Source organism: Burkholderia sp. M6-3 (assembly GCF_050858985.1).
Lineage (GTDB): Bacteria > Pseudomonadota > Gammaproteobacteria > Burkholderiales > Burkholderiaceae > Paraburkholderia > Paraburkholderia caledonica.
On sequence record NZ_CP110090.1, the window covers coordinates 2,770,903 to 2,788,616 of the forward strand.

Here is a 17,714-nt window from a genome sequence, read left to right on the forward strand (position 1 = left end):
TGCCTAATCCGCCGCTGTGCCGGTGGCAACGCGGATCGGCTCGAGCGCCTCGCGCAGTGCATCGGGCAGGCTCACTGGACGGCGGGTGACGCGATCCACGTACACATGCACGAAGTGGCCGTGCGCGGCGGCTTCGTCGCTGCCTTCCTTGAAGAGTCCTACTTCGTAGCGCACGCTCGATGTGCCGAGCCGCGTCACTCGCAAGCCCGCTTCGACGCGCTCCGGGAATACGAGCGGCGCAAAGTAGTTGCAATGCGTCTCGACCACCAGTCCGATCGTTTCGCCGCGCTCGAAATCGAGCACGCCGGCGCGAATCAGATACTCGTTCACCACCGTATCGAAGTAGCTGTAATAGACGACATTGTTCACGTGACCGTAGACGTCGTTGTCCATCCAGCGCGTGGTGATGGCGAGAAAGTGCGGGTACGAGCTTCGTGACGCGGCAGCGGGTTTAGACATTGGCGTAGCTAGGTCGCTTGAGTGGTGGGGTCGGGGTGCGGTAGGTTTGGGGCGACGCCTGCCGCTGCCGCAGTTGCCGCGGCGCTGTCCGCCTCGCCGAAGCTACTGGCGATCATGGCCGCTCACGACTATTGCCCCGGCTTGTCGACGAATTCGAACGGCAAGCCGCGCCGCCGCATCCATTCCCCGAGCGCCTGCCCGGTGCCGGCGCGCCATGGCCGCAGCTTCGCCGGCTCGACCAGCCGGTACTCGAGCAGTTCCGGCGACAGAGAGATCGTGCCGTTTGCCTTCACGTGATACGCGATGATCAGTTCGTTCTTGCGAATGAATTCGTACACGCCGATCAGCTCGACCGACTCGGCATGCAACGACGTCTCTTCGAGCACCTCGCGCGCAATGCCCTCTTCCGGCGTCTCGCCGTTTTCGAGGAAGCCCGTGATCAGCGCAAAGACGCCCTCCGCCCACGCAGCATTGCGCGCGAGCAGAATCTTGCCCTCGTATTCGACGATCGCCGCGACCACCGGCAGCGGATTGTTCCAGTGCACGTAGCCGCATCCGGCATCGGGACAGGTCTGGCGGATGCGCCCGCCTTCATGCTCGGCGTCGGCGCGCTCCGTCAACGGCGACGCGCAGCGAGGACAAAATCGGTATTCGGTCATGGTGAGGTGACTTGGAGGTTCGGTCTTTGCCTGCGTGGCGCGCTGGCGGCGTTGCGGTGTTGCGGCTTACACGGATTCCCGGCTTCCCGGCTTTCGCGGTTTGCACAGCGGACGAACTTTACGCCGCGCACAACTCGCGGACTTCGGTCGCGAAACGCTCGACCGTTTCGGGCTGCGTGTCCCACGCGCACATCAGCCGGCACCCGCCCGCGCCGATGAACTCGTAGAACTTCCAGCCGCGCGCACGCATGGCCTTCGCGGCTTGCGCGGGCAACTGTGCGAAGACCGCGTTCGACTCGCGCGGGAACATGATGCTGACGCCCGGAATTTCCTGCAACCGCGTTTGCAGCAGTTGCGCCATCGCGTTCGCGTGACGCGCGTTGCGCAGCCACACGTCGTTATCGAGCAGGCCGAGCCACGGCGCAGAAATGAAGCGCATCTTGGAAGCAAGCTGGCCCGCCTGCTTCAGACGGTAGGCGAAGTCGGCGGCGAGCGCGCGGTCGAAGAACACCACCGCTTCGCCCACGGGCAAGCCGTTCTTGGTGCCACCGAAACACAGTACGTCGACGCCCGCGCGCCAGGTGATCTCGGACGGATGCACGTCGAGCGCGGCGACCGCATTCGCGAAACGCGCGCCGTCCATATGCACTTTCAGATGACGCCGCTTGGCGATCGCAGCGATCGCGCGCACTTCCTCGACGGTGTAGACGGTGCCGACTTCCGTTGACTGCGTGAGCGTGACGACCTTGGGCTTCGGGTAATGAATGTCGGCGCGGCGCGTGACGACCGCCTCGATCGCATCAGGCGTGAGCTTGCCGCCGATGCCAGGCGCCGTGAGCAGCTTCGAGCCGCCAGAGAAGAACTCGGGGCCGCCGCATTCGTCGGTCTCGATGTGCGCGAGCTCATGGCAGATCACCGAGTGGTATGACTGGCAAAGCGACGCAAGCGCAAGCGAATTGGCCGCCGTGCCGTTGAACACGAAGAATACTTCGCAATCGGTCTGGAACAGTTCGCGCAGACGGTCGCATACCTGATTGGTCCAGGAGTCGTCGCCATAGGCCGGTTCGTGGCCGCTGTTGTTGGCGGCGATCAGCGCATGGAGCGCTTCGGGACAGATGCCGGCGTAGTTGTCGGACGCGAAATGTTGCATGGTGAGCAGCGCGGCCGGCGACAGACGCGCGGGGATGACGGAAAGCCGTCATTTTAGTGCTAGCGGGAGGGATTTGTTTTTCGGGGGACGTGGTTTTGGGGTTGAGCGTGGGCGCTTCGAGTGTTGGGGCAAGCGTGAGCTTTTCGTGTGGGGTTGCGGAAGGGGTTGTTCGAGGATATTCGCTAGCGACGATATGCACGCGCGAGTATGCAAACGAAGGACGCAACGGCACGTTGTCTCATCACCTGGATGCGCGACCGACGGCAGACTTACCGAGGTGTCCAACTGCGGCTTCAGCCGCAGCCGCACTCCGGCATGCGCCCTCGCCCGCGAGGCATTCTCGCGACAGCGACGAGACCGGCCGCCCCCAGCAACAAGACGCCGGCCGCGAGCCAAAGAGCCGGCGAAAACGAGCCGGTATGCGCGGCAATCGGCGCAGCCACGAGCGGTCCGATGATCTGGCCGAGGCCGTAGGCGGCAGTGGCATAGCCCATGAGGCCGGCCGCGTCGTCGCCGCGCAGACGCCGTGCCTCGCGCATCGCGAACAAGGTAATTGCAGTAAAGGGCACGCCGATCAGAATGCTTCCGAGTGAGAAGCCGCCCGCCGTCGGCCAGACAATGCCGAGCGCGATACCGCAGGCTTGCAACACGTAACTGCCGGCCAGCAAGACGCGATTGTCCAGATGCAGCGGCAGCCGCGCGGCCAGCAATGCACCGACGATCAGCGCGGCGCCGAACATCGGCCAGAACAGGTCGGGCCACGGCGAGCCGGGCAGCGCATGACGCGCGATAACTGGCAGAAACGTCGCGGTAATGATGTAGCCGAAGCCGGGTACACCGTAAAGGATAACGAGCCAGAAGGCGTCCGCGGGGTGGCTGCGACGCTCGTCGCTCACGGTCGGGCGGGTTGCGTGGCCATAGCTTCGCGCGGCGGCGTCGGGCGTTGCCGGGGCAGGACTGGGCGATGTGGTTGCATGTGCGGTTGCGGCGGCGGAGACGTTTGCTTCGATGGCGTCAGGCGCCGCAGTGGCGAAACTCTTTACTGTGGGGCCGCCGGAGCTCGCGGCAGCTAGACCCTCCGGCGCCGCTGGACCCCGCGTCGCGGGGCCAAAGCTGGATGTGCGTTCTTGGCCGGTGCGTTGAGCCACGCCCCCTACCGTCCCAGTGAACGATCCGCTAGCCGGCCTTTCTCCCATCGCGCTTGTATTGACTAAAGGCGCAGAGCGGCGATGCACCCTCCCGGCACTGGAACCCGCACCGGCCGGCGCGCCGAACGCGGACCAGACCACCACCGTCAGAACTGCCGAAATCAAGCCGAAGCCGATCCAACCCACCGTCGCGCCATAACCGCCCGCCGCGCTGACCAGCAAGCCGGTTCCGACGATGCCCACGCCCGGTCCCGTGTAAATCACGCCGCTCCATGCAGGCTGACCGAGTTCCGCGAGCCGCCGCAGACCCCATTGCGACGCGAACACGAAAGTCCAGGCGCTCACCGCTCCGGCGATGAACCGCACCGCAGCCCACACCCAGAACTGGCTCGTGACGCCCATTGCCAGTGTCAACAGAACGGTCAGCATGAGGCCCGAGCGCACCATCCGGGCGGGCTCGACCCGCAACGCCGCGCAGGTCAACGCGCCGATGAAGTAGCCCGCGTAATTGAACGACGCCAGCCAGCCGCCGTGCTGGATGTCGATCGGCGGCTGACCGAACACGCCGCCGCCGTGCAGCATCAGTGGCAACAGCGGCGTGAACGCAAACCGCCCGACTCCGAGCGCGACGGCCAGCGTCACCATACAGGCAAGCGCTGCGCGCCGGGCGGCATGGGGTTCCGCGGACATGAATTGGGCTTGGGAAGCAGAATCGTTCATGGATAGCCGTTGAAGGAAAAGCGCTCGGCATGCAGGAAGCCGCGCGGCAACTCGCGTGAGCTGCGGCGCGGCCGGCACTAGCGGCCCAGCATGGGGCGGCGCTGAGCCGAAGCTGTATCCATATTAGCTTGACGATTCGATCATGGAAAATGAATAATTTGGATACCATCCATCGCGAGGAGAGAATCGTGGACCTGGCAGCGTTGACGATTTTTCGGGCGGTCGTGCGTGAAAACGGCGTGACCCGAGCCGCCGCGAAGCTCAATCGCGTGCAATCGAATGTCACCACGCGCATCAAACAGCTTGAGGAGCAACTCGGAGCGGACCTCTTTATCCGGGACGGGCGGCGCCTCGTGCTGACGCCCGCCGGCGAGACGCTCCTGCCGTACGCCGAGCGGCTGCTTGCTCTTGCCGACGAGGCACGCCACGCGGTGCGCGCCGACCGTCCGAGCGGCCGGCTGCGTCTGGGCACCATGGAAAGTGTCGCGGCAACCCGTCTTCCCGGGTTGCTCGCCCGCTATCACCAGCAATGGCCCGACGTCGCCCTGGAACTGGAAACCGGTACGACCGGCAAGCTGATCGAACGCGTGCGCGAATTCGAAGTGGACGCCGCTCTCGTGGCAACGCCACTGGACGCGGCGGCGCTCGGCGACTTGTTCGAGACTGTGCCCGTGTTCAGGGAGGAACTGGTGATGCTGACGCCGCGCGGCCATCGGCCCATTCGCGGAGTGCGCGACATCGCGCTATCGACGCTCGTTGCGTTCGAGCGCGGCTGCGCCTACCGGGCTTACATCGAGAAATGGTATCTGGAGCACGGCGTGAGGCCGGCGCGGGTGCTGGAACTCGGCTCGTATCATGCGATCGTGGCTTGCGTGGCCGCTGGCGCCGGGGTGGCGGTTGCGCCCCGCTCGGTGCTGGGACTGCAAGCGGACGCGAGCAACATCGCTGTGCATGACTTGCCCGACATCGGTGTGATCGAGACATTGCTCGTCTGGCGACGTGGGCATTTTTCATCGGCCCTCAACGCGCTTAAGCAGACTCTGGTCGCGCAGGAGGGCGCTGGGGTCGTGACGCCGGAGGTGGGTGCGGGTGCAGGTTCAGATGCTGATCCAGGCGTTCACGCTGGCATGAGCGCTGGCGTCGCTTGATTTTTCGCTGCAACGCTGGGCACACAGCGAGTATCTGAAATTGGCAGGTAGACGCGTCACGCCGCCGTGTCTCGCTCCCCAACGGTAAGCCCGAAACGCAGACCGAACGCCGACGCAGTAAAAAAATCGGGCCACGCGCCACGCCGACGATCCGGCGCACCGCGTGACCCACTTCACATCCTTTCAGCGAGGTTCGGCTCGATCCAGTCCATAACGGCCGGATCGAAACGCGATCAAAGCTGTGCTTCGACCCACCCCTTCACACCAGCAAGCGCTGCGGGCAGATTTGCCGGCTCGGTCCCGCCAGCCTGCGCCATATCCGGCCGGCCGCCACCCTTGCCACCAACCTGCTGCGCGACGAAGTTGACGAGCTCGCCCGCCTTAACCTTCTTGCTCGCGTCCGCTGTGACCCCGGCGATCAGGCTGACCTTGCCGCCTTCGACTGAAGCCAGCACGATCGCTGCGCTCTTCAGCTTGTCCTTGAGCTTGTCCACCGTTTCGCGCAGCGTCTTGACATCTGCGCCTTCGAGCGTGGCGGCGAGAACCCGCACGCCGGCCACTTCGATCGCCTGACCGGCGAGTTCGTCGCCCTGGCTCGACGCCATCTTCGACTTGAGCGCGCTGAGTTCCTTCTCAAGCTGCTTCACCTGGTCCTGCACCTGGGTGATGCGCTGCGTCAGTTCGGATGGTTGAGCTTTCAGCACGGCCGCTGCGGCATTGATGCGCGCGTCGAGATCCTGCACGAAGCGCACGGCGTTGTCGCCCGTGATCGCTTCCACTCGACGAATCCCTGCCGCCACACCGCCTTCCATGACGATCTTGAAAAGACCGATGTCACCGGTGCGTTGCACGTGCGTGCCGCCGCACAACTCGCGGGAGAAGCCCAGGTCGAGCACGCGCACTTCGTCGCCGTATTTCTCGCCGAACAGCGCCATGGCGCCGCCCTTCACCGCTTCGTCGAACGGCATGACGCGCACGATGCCCGGTGCGTTCGCCAGAACTTCGGCGTTGACGATTTCTTCGACGCGGCGGATCTGCTCGTCTGTCATAGGCGCGTTGTGCGCGAAGTCGAAACGCGTCTTGTCCGGATCGACGAGCGAGCCTTTCTGCTGCACGTGCGAGCCGAGCACTTCGCGCAACGCCTTGTGCATAAGGTGCGTGGCCGAGTGGTTGCGGGCCGTGCGTGCGCGGCGCACCGCGTCGATTTCAGCCTTGACGACGTCGCCCACCTTCAGCGTGCCCTGTTCGAGCGTACCGTGATGACCGACCACATCGGCCTGCACTTTCAGCGTGTCGGATACCGCAAAGCGCACGCTCGCGTTGGCGAGCAGGCCCTGATCGCCAACCTGGCCGCCCGACTCTGCGTAGAACGGCGTATGGTCCAGCACCACAACGGCCTGCTGCCCGTGCGTGACTTCCTGCACCGAAGCACCATCAACATAAAGCGCGGTCACCTTCGCGTCGTCGAAGATTATTTCCTCGTAGCCGTGGAACGTGGTTTTCGCGCCCGAGTATTCGAGCCCTTGCGCCATCTTGAACTTGCCCGCTGCGCGAGCCTGTTCGCGCTGACGCGCCATGGCTTCGTCGAACGCTGCTTCGTCTACTGTCACTTCGCGCTCGCGACATACGTCGGCGGTCAGGTCGAGCGGAAAGCCATACGTATCGTGCAGCTTGAACGCAAGCTCGCCGTCGAGTGTCTTGCCGCCCTTCTTTTCGAGGTCGGCCAGCGCGTTTTCGAGAATCGACATGCCGTGCTCGATCGTCTCGAAGAAGCGTTCTTCTTCCTGACGCAGCACGTCGGTCACGCGCTGTTGTGCGTCCTTCAGTTCCGGATATGCGCCGCCCATTTGCGCGACGAGATCGGCCACCATGCGATGGAAGAACGAGCCCTTCTTGCCGAGCTTGTAGCCATGACGGATAGCGCGACGCACGATACGGCGCAGCACGTAGCCGCGACCTTCATTGCCGGGAATCACGCCGTCGACGATGAGGAACGAGCACGCGCGAATATGATCGGCGATCACCTTCAGCGAGTTGTTCGTGAGATCGCTCACGCCGGTTTCGCGCGCGGCAGCCTGGATGAGCGCCTGGAACAGGTCGATCTCATAGTTGCTGTGCACGTGCTGCAACACCGCGGCGATACGCTCGAGACCCATGCCTGTGTCGACGCACTGCTTGGGCAACGGCGTCATGTTGCCTTGCGCGTCGCGGTTGAATTGCATGAACACGAGATTCCAGATCTCGATGTAGCGGTCGCCGTCTTCTTCCGGCGATCCCGGCGGGCCGCCCCACACGTCCGGGCCGTGGTCGTAGAAAATTTCCGAACACGGGCCGCACGGGCCGGTGTCTGCCATTTGCCAGAAGTTGTCCGACGCGTAACGCGCGCCCTTGTTGTCGCCGATGCGGATGATGCGCTCTACAGGCACGCCAACTTCTTTCGCCCAGATGTCGTGCGCTTCGTCGTCTTCGTGATAGACGGTGACCCACAGCTTGTCTTTCGGCAGCTGGTACACGCCCGTCAGCAGTTCCCACGCGTAGTGGATTGCGTCACGCTTGAAATAGTCGCCGAACGAGAAGTTGCCCAGCATTTCGAAGAACGTATGGTGGCGCGCGGTATAGCCGACGTTTTCCAGATCGTTGTGCTTGCCGCCCGCGCGCACGCTGCGCTGCGCGGTAGTGGCGCGCGAATACGGACGCGACTCCGCGCCGAGGAACACATCTTTGAACTGCACCATTCCCGAATTGGTGAAGAGCAGCGTCGGGTCGTTGCCGGGCACAAGGCTCGACGAGCGAACGATCGTATGGCCCTTCGATTCGAAGAACTTGAGGAATTTCTCGCGGATTTCGGCGGCTTTCATAGCGTGCGGGGGACGGTCCTGACTGTTTCCAGACTTTTACCGGCGGCATCGGAAGATGCGCCAACTGTTTGTTTCTTAAACGACTGATTATACGGGATCGGCGGCCTCGCGCGGCGCGCTGCCGCGTGGTTAGCCGTTCGGCCAGGTCGCACCGGGTAGTGTGAGACACAGGATGCGTCAAGCCGCGTACGGGTCATCGCGTGGCTCTTGCAGCGCTTGCGAGAATTGCGCGTCATTCGTCTTATGACGTTTGGCCGACTGCGCCGGCGGGCGCGAATCGCTTAAGATTGCCCACATACACGGTGCTTTGCGCGCCGGCCGCTTACATTGGAGACATCGACAAACATGGGCGCTCTCAGTCATATCCGCGTGCTGGATCTTACCCGCGTGCTCGCCGGCCCCTGGTGCGCGCAGACGCTTGCCGATTTCGGCGCAGACGTGATCAAGATCGAACGCCCCGACGTGGGTGACGACACGCGCCACTGGGGTCCTCCGTACCTCAAGACGCCCGAGGGCACGGACACGCGCGAGGCGGCTTACTATCTCGCCGCGAACCGCAACAAGCGCTCGGTGACCATCGACATCGCGTCGCCAGAAGGTCAGCGGATCATTCGCGAACTGGCCGCGCAAAGCGACGTGGTGCTGGAGAACTACAAGGTCGGGCAACTGAAGAAATACGGCCTCGATTACGCGTCGCTGAAAGAAGTCAAGCCGGATCTGATCTACTGCTCCGTGACGGGATTCGGGCAGACGGGACCGTATGCGCAGCGCGCGGGCTACGACTTCATCGTACAGGGGATCGGCGGATTCATGAGTATCACCGGCGAGCGCGACGGCCAGCCTGGCGGCGGCCCGCAAAAGGCCGGCGTAGCGATTGCCGATCTCATGACCGGCATGTATTCGACCATCGCCGTGCTCACGGCTCTCACGCACCGCGACCGCACCGGGGAAGGCCAATATATCGACATGGCATTGCTCGACGTGCAGGTCGCCATGCTCGCCAACATGAATTCGAACTACCTCGCGAGCGGCCAGCCGCCAGTCCGCTGGGGCAACGCGCATCCAAACATCGTGCCGTACCAGACGTTCCAGACGAGCGACGGCTGGATCATCGTCGCGGTCGGCAACGACGGCCAGTTCCGCAAGTTCGTCGAGGTGGGCCAACGCCCGGAACTTGCCGAAGACGAGCGTTTCGCGACCAATCCCGCGCGCGTGCGACACCGCGAGGTGCTCGTGCCGATCCTCGCAGAAATGGTCCGCTTAAAGGGCAAGCAGGACTGGATAGCGGCGCTCGAAGCAGCCGGCGTGCCGTGCGGTCCGATCAACGATCTCGCAGAAGTGTTCGAAAACGAGCAGGTGGTGGCGCGCGGCATGCAGGTCGATCTGCCGCATCCGTCGGGCGGCACCGTCAAGCTGGTGCGCAATCCGATCAATATGACGGGCACCCCGCCACAAGCGCTCACGCATCCGCCGACGCTCGGAGAGCATACGGAAAGCGTTCTGCGCGACGTGCTCGGTTACGGCGACGAACGGATCGCGGCGTTACGCGGGCAATCCGTTATTTGAGAAAATGCCCGCTTCCGCCCGGGCTGCCTCTCGTCCCGCGCTCAAGCCGAAGCGCGCAGCGCAGCGAGCCAGCCGCGCGCCTCGTCCCAATCGCCGAGCCCGCTGTCCGCATTGATATGTCCGCGCGGGCCCACGTCGATCCAGCGGCTGCCCCACGCGCTTGCGCAGGCTTGTGAGAAAGGCACGCCGCCGTATGGATCGTCGCTGCTCGCAACCACGATGCTCGCAAACGGCAAGCGCTCAGTCGGCACGGGCGCGAATCCGCTCGCGTCCTGCGGGAAGTTCGCTCCAGCGGGATCGGGAATGGCGACCAGCAACGCGCCCGCAACTTTGCCAAGTTGCGCGACGCTCGCGTACTGCGACGCCCAGAACGCGGCCGTCAGGCAACCGAGGCTGTGGGCAGCGAAGACGACCGGACCATCAGCGGCAGCCACCGCTGAGTCCAGCGCGCGGCACCAGGCATCGCGCACGGGATAATCCCAGTCAGGCATCTGCACCCTCGCGAATGCGGGATCGAGAGCCTCCCAGCGTGTTTGCCAATGCCCTGTGCCGGAGTTCTGGTAACCCGGCAATACGAGTACGCCCGGCTGTCGTGCGTTCATTGTGTTCCCCGTAGATTTTGTTTTAGCGTGCAATCGCGGCCGACCGCTATCAGCAGTGGCCAGTTGCAACCCGTCGAGCGCTCAACGTATCACACGTCCTATTCCCATGCCACGTGGATCGGCGGCTGGCTCTGGCGTCGTACCGTCGATGCGGATCATCTGCACGTCGCCGTTGAACGACTGCGCTTCCAGCGTGTAGCCCAGGTCCTGCAGCGCGGTGGCGAGTTCGCCCGTAATGGGATGAAACGGCTCGAAGTAAATCGTCTTGGGCGGCAGTAACTGATGATGAAAGCGCATCGCAGCGAGCGCATCGCCCGGCGGCATATTGAAGTCATAGAGATCGGTCATGACCTGAAAGATCGACGTGAGAATGCGCGATCCTCCGGGCGTCCCGATCACGAGCGACACCTTGTTGTCCTTCAGCAGGATGGTTGGCGTCATCGACGAAAGCGGGCGGCGGCCGGCCAGCACCGTATTGAGTTCCGCAGCCGTGGCAGCCGTGGCAGCCGTGGCACCCGTCACAGCCGTCGCGGTCGAGCCAGACTGCCCCGCGGCGCCGGCCTTCGTCACGAAGTCGTCCATCGCGTCATTGAGCAGGAAACCCGCGCCGTCGACCACTACACCTGAGCCGAATTCGCCGTCGAGCGTCGTGGTGTTCGACACCGCGTTGCCCCACTTGTCCACGACCGAGAAATGCGTGGTCTGCGCTTTTTCGGGTACCGCGTCGCCTAAGCCGGGTTTGACCGGCGTCGCGCCTGGCGCTTCGTCCGCACTGACTTCGGACGCGCGTTGGCTAAGGTAGGCGTCGTCGAGCAGTTTATCGACCGGCAGCTTGTACGAATCCGGGTCGCCCAGGTACTGCTGGCGGTCGGCGAACACGCGGTCTTCGATCTGCGCGACCAGATGGATATACGGCGCAGAGTTCACTTCGAGCCCGTCGAAAGCCGGCTTCAGATCGGCCTTCATTTTCAGCATCTGGATGAGCCCCACGCCGCCCGAACTCGGCGGCGGCGCCGTCAGCACCTGATAGCCGTTCCAGTTTGCAGTGAGCGGCTGACGCCACACGGCCTTGTATTGCAGCAGGTCACCTTTCGCGACGAAACCATGCCCGTACATCTGCTGCGCGAGCAGATCGGCGGTGCGCCCTTCGTAGAACTCACGGCCGCCGTCGCTCGCAATCCGTGAGAGCGTTTGCGCCAGTTCCGGCTGCCGATAAGTGGCGCCTGCTTTCATGCCCGAGAAATAGGCGTCGAAGTTCGTCTTGCCGGCAAAATGCTTCGCCGCCGCGTCACGCTGCTGCTGGAGCCGGGGATCGACCTGGAAGCCTTCAGTGGCGTAGCGGATGGCGGGCGCGAGTACCTGCTTCCACTTCAGCTTTCCAAAACGCTGCTGAGCCTGCCACATACCGTCGACGCTGCCCGGCACAGCCACCGCGCGATGCCCGATGGAGCTCATGCCCGGCACGACGTTGCCTTTGTCGTCGAGATACATGTCGCGCGTCGCCTGCTGCGGCGCGCGCTCGCGGTAGTCGAGAAAATACGGCTTGCCGTCGACGAACAGCGTCATGAACCCACCGCCGCCGAGGTTCCCCGCATCCGGGCGCGTGACGGCCAGCGTGAAGGCGATCGCCACGGCGGCGTCCACTGCGTTGCCCCCCGCGGCGAAGATTTGCTGCGCGGCGTCGGCGCTGTAGCGATCCGGCGCGGCTACCGCGGACGCATCGAACACGGCTTTAGGCTGCGGCGTTTTGGCGAACACCGCGGCGGGCGCGACGATGCACGCAGCGAACGTGGCCGATAACGTGGCGGCCGAGATCAGTCGCGCGAACGAAGTGAAGGCAAAGGGCGCGCGAGGCGCGTCGTGCGTCAAGATTGGCATCCGAGGAACTCCGGCAACTAAGTGCGCCATGTTGCACGAACAGAAAAAGGTCGAGCAAGGCGAGACGGAACGTGCGGCTTGCGTGAGCGCAGCGCGAGGCGGAAGCGTCGCCACGGCGCTAGCGGCACCGTTCTTGAATGATCGGCGGGCGCTAAGGCGGCCCATGACGTGGCCCCTCGGGCGGCCCGAGGCGGCACACGGCACCGGCCTGACGGGCAACGCGCGTTTCCTGCGTCCGCCCAGACCCGCGCCGACCGGCATGCTAAGTCGCTGTCAGGCGCTGAACAAAACGATTTACCTCCTGTTACAGCCGGTCTGCGCATCGAACTGCGCCCGAACCGCCGGGCAAGACCTCACATGGCTCGCGGCGCGGCGCGCCATGAAAGCCGCTCGAACGTCGGCTGCGCGCCGCACTCGCCTGCCGCATCGTGCCTCGTCAGGTAGAATTGTCGGATAAGTGGGCGTATTGCGCGCCCCCGACAGACTTTCACCATCTCGCATGAATACCGAACGCAACGACGCGCCAGCGGCATCCAATTTCATCCGCAACATCATTGACGACGACAACCGTACCGGCAAGTGGGGCCAGCGCGTCGAAACGCGCTTTCCGCCCGAGCCGAACGGCTATCTGCACATCGGTCACGCCAAGAGTATCTGCCTGAACTTCGGCGTGGCGCGTAGCTATGGCGGCGTATGCCATCTGCGCTTTGACGACACCAATCCGGAGAAGGAAAGCGTCGAATACGTCGATTCGATCATCGACGCCGTGCGCTGGCTCGGCTTCGAGTGGCAGAAAGACGGCAAGGAACACCTCTACTACGCGAGCGACTACTACGACAAGCTGTACGAATTCGCCGAATTGCTCATTCAGCGCGGCAAGGCGTATGTCGACAGCCAGTCCGCCGAGGAAATGCGCGCGAACCGCGGCTCGGCTACCGAGGTCGGCACGCCGTCGCCCTTCCGGGAGCGTTCGGTGGAGGAAAACCTGAACCTGTTCCGCCGCATGAAGGCGGGCGAGTTCAAGGAAGGCGAGCACGTGCTGCGCGCGAAGATCGACATGTCGTCGCCGAACTTCAACATGCGCGATCCGGTGCTTTACCGGATCCGCTTCGCGCATCACTACCGCACAGGCGACAAGTGGTGCGTGTATCCGATGTACGACTACACGCATTGCATTTCGGACGCGCTGGAAAACATCACGCATTCGCTGTGCACGCTCGAATTCGAAGACCACCGTCCGCTCTACGACTGGATTCTGAACGAGCTGGCCGAAGCGGGTATTTTCACGCGCCCGCTGCCTCAGCAAATCGAATTCTCGCGTCTGAATCTGACGTACGCGATCACCAGCAAGCGCAAGCTGCTGCAACTCGTGAACGAAGGCCACGTGGACGGTTGGGACGATCCGCGCATGCCGACCATCGTCGGCGTGCGCCGTCGCGGCTTCACCCCTGAGTCGATCCAGTTGTTCTGCGAGCGTATCGGCGTGACGAAGGTCGATTCCTGGATCGACATGAGCGTGTTCGAAGGCGCGCTGCGCGACGATCTCGACGAAAAGGCGCCGCGCATCGCCGCCGTACTCGACCCGCTGAAGCTGATCATCGACAACTTCCCTGAGGGCCTCAGCGAGCCGTGCAGTGCGCCGGTGCATCCGCATCATCCGGAACAGGGCATGCGCGAGTTTCCGATTTCGCGCGAGCTGTGGATCGAGCGCGACGACTTCACCGAAACGCCGCCGAAGGGCTATTTCCGCCTCTTCCCCGGCAACAAGGTGCGCTTGCGCTACGGCTACGTAATCGAATGCACGGGTGCCGAGAAGGACGAGAACGGCAACATCGTCGCGGTGCATTGCAACTACTTCCCGGACAGCCGGTCGGGCACCGAAGGCGCGAACAACTACAAGGTCAAGGGCAACATTCACTGGGTCAGCGCGGCAGCCGCGTGCCCGGCCGAAGTGCGAATCTACGACCGCCTCTTCAAGGAACCGCAACCGGACGCAGGCGGCCGGGATTTCCTCGAAGCGCTGAATCCCGACTCGAAGCGCGTGGTCAACGCGTACCTCGAACCTGGCGCGCACGGCACGTTGCCCGAACAGCGCTATCAGTTCGAGCGTCACGGTTACTTCGTCGCGGACCGCGTGGACTCGCAGCCGGGCAAGCCGGTGTTCAACCGCATCGTGAGCTTGCGCGACAGTTGGGGCAAGCCGGCGTAAGCGGCGAAGACAACGGCTAACGGCACGCGTCGCCGCTCCAGAGGGCGTTAGCCGCGCACCAGTGATCGACCAAGGCGTGCATCCGTTTCATCGGATGCACGCCTTTTTCTTTGCGCGTGCCATCTCGCGTCGGGAATCGTCAGCAGAAGCGCTGCCGCGCCGCTATAACGACCGATGCAATTCCGTGAGCGAAAGCGTGGTTTGAAAGAGCCGCGCGAGGCTGCGGCTCGCATACTTTTCCACTTCGTCGGGCGCGGTCCAGCGATAGGCATCCATCTCGGGAATCAGCTTACCGTCCGAGCGGCGCGGAAACAGCGACGTGCATGTGTAGGAGCTCAGGTCGAGTTCATCGACGGTGGCGCGCGCTGCGAACAGATGCAGATCCTTATCGCGCCGGTAGACGAACAGGCCCAAATCCTTCAGACGCTCCGGCTCGATTGCGACTCCTGTCTCTTCGACCATCTCGCGCAGCGCGGTGACGTGCGGCGCCTCGCCTTCCTCCCCATGACCTTTCGGAATGTCCCAGTGCGATGTCTCGGTGGCATGCGCGAGCAGCACGCGGCCTTCGGGATCGAGTAGCACGATTCCGCACGAGACGATCCGCGGACTCATCGCCGCCCCGACCCGGTCCGACTCACCGCATCCGTGCGGGCTCGCGAACGACCCGCCGGTATTTCCAGGAGCGAACGCATGCCTAGTTCTTCTTCTGCAACTGCCACTTGCCGCCGCCCTGCTTGCAGAACTGCGGGCGCAGGTTCATGGACTGCCCTTTTGCATTGAGCACGACACCGAGGTCGCGACACGTGCGCTCGCCTTCCTTCGACGTGCTCGCGATCGTAATGGTCGCGTCGATCTTCACGCTGTTCCGCGTGCCTTCATTGACCCATGTGATGCTTTCGCCGTCGTGCTTCTGGTCAAGTGCGGCGAAGACCGCCTGCTTGATCGACTCGACGTCGCGCTCTTTCATGTAGCTGATCGGCGTGTCGTTGAGGAAACCGAGATTCGCCGCTTGTGCGCCGATGGCCGCCCCAAGCAGGAGACCGGCGGCGGTCAGTTGACGGAGTGCACGGGTTCGCATCGACATGTAGGGGCTCCTCGGATACGTTTGTACTGCGTTTTTGGCGGTCTCGAGCGCACTGATGGCCGCTCTTGATCTGGACCCCAAAAGCATAGCATGTCCGTCGTGACAGCTTGGGCGCGCTGCGGCTATGGCTCGCGACCGGCAGCCGCTCTCATTTAGCGGCTCTCATTTAACCGCTCTTACTTACTCACTCGGATTTAGTCGCTCTCATTTTTAGGATGGCTCCCATATCACCGTGCGTCACGCTTTCCTAAGATTGGCCGTATTGCGCTTTCGCACTGCTCCCTTCAAACGCCCAATCATGGAATTCACCGTTGCACTGGAAACCTTTGCCGTCGGACTCGCGCTGCTTTGCGTGGCGCTCGTGCCGGTCGCTATCCGACGCGATCCCGGTCTCGCGCGGCCCATCATCCCGATCGACGGACTGCGCCGTCCCCGCTGGCCGAACCTCGTAACGCGCGCCGGCATAGCATGCGTGCTCGTTTCTTTTGCGCTGCTGCTCGCCGCCTGTTTCTGCATCGTCGCCGGCGCGTCTATCTGAAGCGCCGGATCACCTCGTGCCCGCCGCCTATTCGGTGGCGACGCGCCGCTCCCGAAGCTTCTTCATCAGTTCCCCGCCTTGTAGCCATCGGTTAGCGTTTTCAGAAACGCCACCATGTCCTTGATCTCCGCGTCGTTTAGCGCCGGTTTGTCGCCCGGCTTGCGGTCGAACGGCGGCTCCGTATTGAGATTCGCCCAGTAACGCTGCGGTAGATCGTCGAACTTCTGCACCTTCCCTTTCGACGCCGGATAGAACCTCTCCGGGTTCGTGTCGCGTTCGGCATAAAAATGCAGAACCTGTTCGAGCGAATGATAGATACCGTTGTGGAAGAAACTCTTCTTCAACGCGACGTTGCGCAGCGTCGGCGTGCGAAAAATGCCGCAGAACTCCGCGCGTCCCTTCAGGTCGGTGCGCTCCGGGCCGCATGCGCCAAGGTCATAGAAGCGCGGATCGCGGTTCACGGGCAACGCGCGATTGCGCGGCACGCCGATGGCAATCAGCCCGAAGTCGCTGAACTGCGGCGGCGCCCCGTCCAGCGTCCGCTGACTGATGTGACAGCTCGCGCAGTTGCCCTTCTTTTCGTCGTTGAAAAGTTGCAAACCGTGCAGCTCGGCTTTGGTGAGCTGCGTCTTTCCGGCCAGATAAGCGTCGTATTTGCTGGTGTACGGGTAGAAGACTTCCGGCGTCTGCTCGAACGTTTCGAGCGCTTGCAGCACGGCTTTAAACGTCGCGTCGTCGCTATCGAAAATATGTTCGCCGAACGCAGCACGGAACGCACCTGCATACGGCGCAGCCTTGATCGCGGCGGTGACCTTCGCCGGCGAGCTGCCCATTTCGAACGACGACAACAACGGAATGCGCGCCTGGTCGCTGCCGCGATCCACGCGACCGTCCCACGTTAGGCCGCCGGTTGGACCGGCATCGACGCTTTCGTCGCCTTCGTCGTCGGACTCGTGATAGTGCTCGGCGAATGCCGGCACCGATTGCAGATATTTGAGCGTCGGCGCTGCGCGCATGCCGGTGCGGTGCATGTCGCCGCCGCCCAGTTGCACGGACAGCGAGTTGGCCGGCGAAAACGCGTGGTCTGGACTGTGGCACGACGCGCACGCCAGCTTGCCCGAACCGGATAGCGACGGATCGAAGAACAGTTGCTTGCCGACCGCGGTCATCTGCCGCACGGCTTCGTAAACTTGTGCGCGCGATTGTCCGCCGCCCGGCGTCACCTGCTGCGGTGTTGGTTGCGTCACCTCATGCGTCACCTCACGCGCCGCAACCCGCACGACGGCCGCAGCGGAATCCACCGAAGCACGAGCCGCACTCGCACCCACATCTGCGGCAGCGGACGTCATGCCGGCATCGCAGCCAGCGAGACTCATGGTCACCGCCATTCCCGCAACCGCGAACGAAAACGCTATCGCGCGACATCCGCGGTTGACCGCCGGCCTCGCGCGCGACTGCGCCGCGTCGGGCGCTACTGTTTTCCGGATCCCCGTCAGACCGAGCCGCATGTGAATGATGTGAATGTGCGATATGAAGTCCGCGAGCGTATTTCATGGATATGACGTTCAAATGACATTCGCCCCACAGCGAATCGCCGCGCCGAAGCAATTCGTAATGAATACATCTTTCTGTCAAATTGCATCGCCACACTTTCGCGGGCGGTCATCGAGCTATCAAACGCACGCGGCCCGTCCC

General features: G+C 63.5%; 14 protein-coding genes. 4 read left to right on the forward strand and 10 right to left on the reverse strand.

Features of this window, described 5'->3' with window-relative positions; all coding sequences use genetic code 11:
- Window positions 1–3: 3 nt before the first annotated feature.
- From OH764_RS11850 to OH764_RS11865, 4 genes are all read right to left on the reverse strand, one after another.
- Entirely contained in the window at window positions 4–459 is a 456-nt protein-coding gene (locus OH764_RS11850; RefSeq protein ID WP_498846934.1) for an acyl-CoA thioesterase, read from the reverse strand.
- 128 nt (window positions 460–587) lie between these two features.
- A complete protein-coding gene (locus OH764_RS11855) occupies window positions 588–1,118 on the reverse strand; it encodes an NUDIX domain-containing protein (protein ID WP_408413169.1) in 531 nt (176 codons plus the stop codon).
- A gap of 118 nt (window positions 1,119–1,236) precedes the next feature.
- A complete protein-coding gene (locus tag OH764_RS11860) occupies window positions 1,237–2,268 on the reverse strand; it encodes a threonine aldolase family protein (RefSeq protein ID WP_087754206.1) in 1,032 nt (343 codons plus the stop codon).
- Between the two features lie 293 nt (window positions 2,269–2,561).
- On the reverse strand, window positions 2,562–4,136 hold the full coding sequence (locus OH764_RS11865; protein ID WP_498846935.1) for an MFS transporter: 1,575 nt from the start codon (window positions 4,134–4,136) through the stop codon (window positions 2,562–2,564).
- 188 nt (window positions 4,137–4,324) lie between these two features.
- On the opposite strand from OH764_RS11865, the gene OH764_RS11870 reads away from it, so the two are divergent.
- Window positions 4,325–5,284, forward strand: coding sequence for a LysR family transcriptional regulator (locus tag OH764_RS11870; protein ID WP_498848810.1), 960 nt, complete (start codon window positions 4,325–4,327; stop codon window positions 5,282–5,284).
- Between the two features lie 233 nt (window positions 5,285–5,517).
- Here OH764_RS11870 and alaS read toward each other — a convergent pair whose 3' ends face one another.
- Window positions 5,518–8,142, reverse strand: coding sequence for an alanine--tRNA ligase (gene alaS / locus OH764_RS11875; protein WP_498846936.1), 2,625 nt, complete (start codon window positions 8,140–8,142; stop codon window positions 5,518–5,520).
- Between the two features lie 345 nt (window positions 8,143–8,487).
- Between alaS and OH764_RS11880 the strand changes: the two genes are divergently transcribed.
- Window positions 8,488–9,708, forward strand: a complete 1,221-nt coding sequence (locus tag OH764_RS11880; protein ID WP_087754209.1) for a CaiB/BaiF CoA transferase family protein — start codon at window positions 8,488–8,490, stop codon at window positions 9,706–9,708.
- Window positions 9,709–9,749: 41 nt separating this feature from the next.
- Here OH764_RS11880 and OH764_RS11885 read toward each other — a convergent pair whose 3' ends face one another.
- Complete coding sequence (locus tag OH764_RS11885) at window positions 9,750–10,310, reverse strand: RBBP9/YdeN family alpha/beta hydrolase (RefSeq protein ID WP_498846937.1); 561 nt, start codon at window positions 10,308–10,310, stop codon at window positions 9,750–9,752.
- Between the two features lie 81 nt (window positions 10,311–10,391).
- Window positions 10,392–12,188, reverse strand: a complete 1,797-nt coding sequence (ggt, locus tag OH764_RS11890) for a gamma-glutamyltransferase family protein (protein WP_498846938.1) — start codon at window positions 12,186–12,188, stop codon at window positions 10,392–10,394.
- A gap of 499 nt (window positions 12,189–12,687) precedes the next feature.
- On the opposite strand from ggt, the gene OH764_RS11895 reads away from it, so the two are divergent.
- Window positions 12,688–14,397, forward strand: a complete 1,710-nt coding sequence (locus OH764_RS11895; RefSeq protein WP_498846939.1) for a glutamine--tRNA ligase — start codon at window positions 12,688–12,690, stop codon at window positions 14,395–14,397.
- 162 nt (window positions 14,398–14,559) lie between these two features.
- Here OH764_RS11895 and OH764_RS11900 read toward each other — a convergent pair whose 3' ends face one another.
- Window positions 14,560–15,009: an NUDIX domain-containing protein gene (locus tag OH764_RS11900; protein WP_131319818.1), complete on the reverse strand. Its 450-nt coding sequence runs from the start codon at window positions 15,007–15,009 to the stop codon at window positions 14,560–14,562.
- Between the two features lie 82 nt (window positions 15,010–15,091).
- Entirely contained in the window at window positions 15,092–15,481 is a 390-nt protein-coding gene (locus OH764_RS11905) for an RT0821/Lpp0805 family surface protein (RefSeq protein WP_087754213.1), read from the reverse strand.
- A gap of 298 nt (window positions 15,482–15,779) precedes the next feature.
- Between OH764_RS11905 and OH764_RS11910 the strand changes: the two genes are divergently transcribed.
- A complete protein-coding gene (locus OH764_RS11910) occupies window positions 15,780–16,019 on the forward strand; it encodes a hypothetical protein (RefSeq protein ID WP_498846940.1) in 240 nt (79 codons plus the stop codon).
- Between the two features lie 65 nt (window positions 16,020–16,084).
- Here the strand turns inward: OH764_RS11910 and OH764_RS11915 are convergent, their stop codons facing one another.
- Window positions 16,085–17,527 (reverse strand): cytochrome-c peroxidase, encoded by a 1,443-nt coding sequence (locus OH764_RS11915; RefSeq protein WP_498846941.1) that lies wholly within the window; start codon window positions 17,525–17,527, stop codon window positions 16,085–16,087.
- Between the last annotated feature and the right edge of the window lie 187 nt (window positions 17,528–17,714).

Coding starts and splice junctions, on each gene's coding strand:
- OH764_RS11900 (WP_131319818.1), bottom strand. CDS start 15,009: ATGAGTCCGCGGATCGTCTCGTGCGGAATCGTGCTACTCGATCCCGAA.
- OH764_RS11910 (WP_498846940.1), top strand. CDS start 15,780: ATGGAATTCACCGTTGCACTGGAAACCTTTGCCGTCGGACTCGCGCTG.
- OH764_RS11860 (WP_087754206.1), bottom strand. CDS start 2,268: ATGCAACATTTCGCGTCCGACAACTACGCCGGCATCTGTCCCGAAGCG.
- ggt (WP_498846938.1), bottom strand. CDS start 12,188: ATGCCAATCTTGACGCACGACGCGCCTCGCGCGCCCTTTGCCTTCACT.
- OH764_RS11905 (WP_087754213.1), bottom strand. CDS start 15,481: ATGTCGATGCGAACCCGTGCACTCCGTCAACTGACCGCCGCCGGTCTC.
- OH764_RS11915 (WP_498846941.1), bottom strand. CDS start 17,527: ATGCGGCTCGGTCTGACGGGGATCCGGAAAACAGTAGCGCCCGACGCG.
- OH764_RS11855 (WP_408413169.1), bottom strand. CDS start 1,118: ATGACCGAATACCGATTTTGTCCTCGCTGCGCGTCGCCGTTGACGGAG.
- OH764_RS11850 (WP_498846934.1), bottom strand. CDS start 459: ATGTCTAAACCCGCTGCCGCGTCACGAAGCTCGTACCCGCACTTTCTC.
- OH764_RS11880 (WP_087754209.1), top strand. CDS start 8,488: ATGGGCGCTCTCAGTCATATCCGCGTGCTGGATCTTACCCGCGTGCTC.
- OH764_RS11865 (WP_498846935.1), bottom strand. CDS start 4,136: ATGAACGATTCTGCTTCCCAAGCCCAATTCATGTCCGCGGAACCCCAT.
- OH764_RS11895 (WP_498846939.1), top strand. CDS start 12,688: ATGAATACCGAACGCAACGACGCGCCAGCGGCATCCAATTTCATCCGC.
- alaS (WP_498846936.1), bottom strand. CDS start 8,142: ATGAAAGCCGCCGAAATCCGCGAGAAATTCCTCAAGTTCTTCGAATCG.
- OH764_RS11885 (WP_498846937.1), bottom strand. CDS start 10,310: ATGAACGCACGACAGCCGGGCGTACTCGTATTGCCGGGTTACCAGAAC.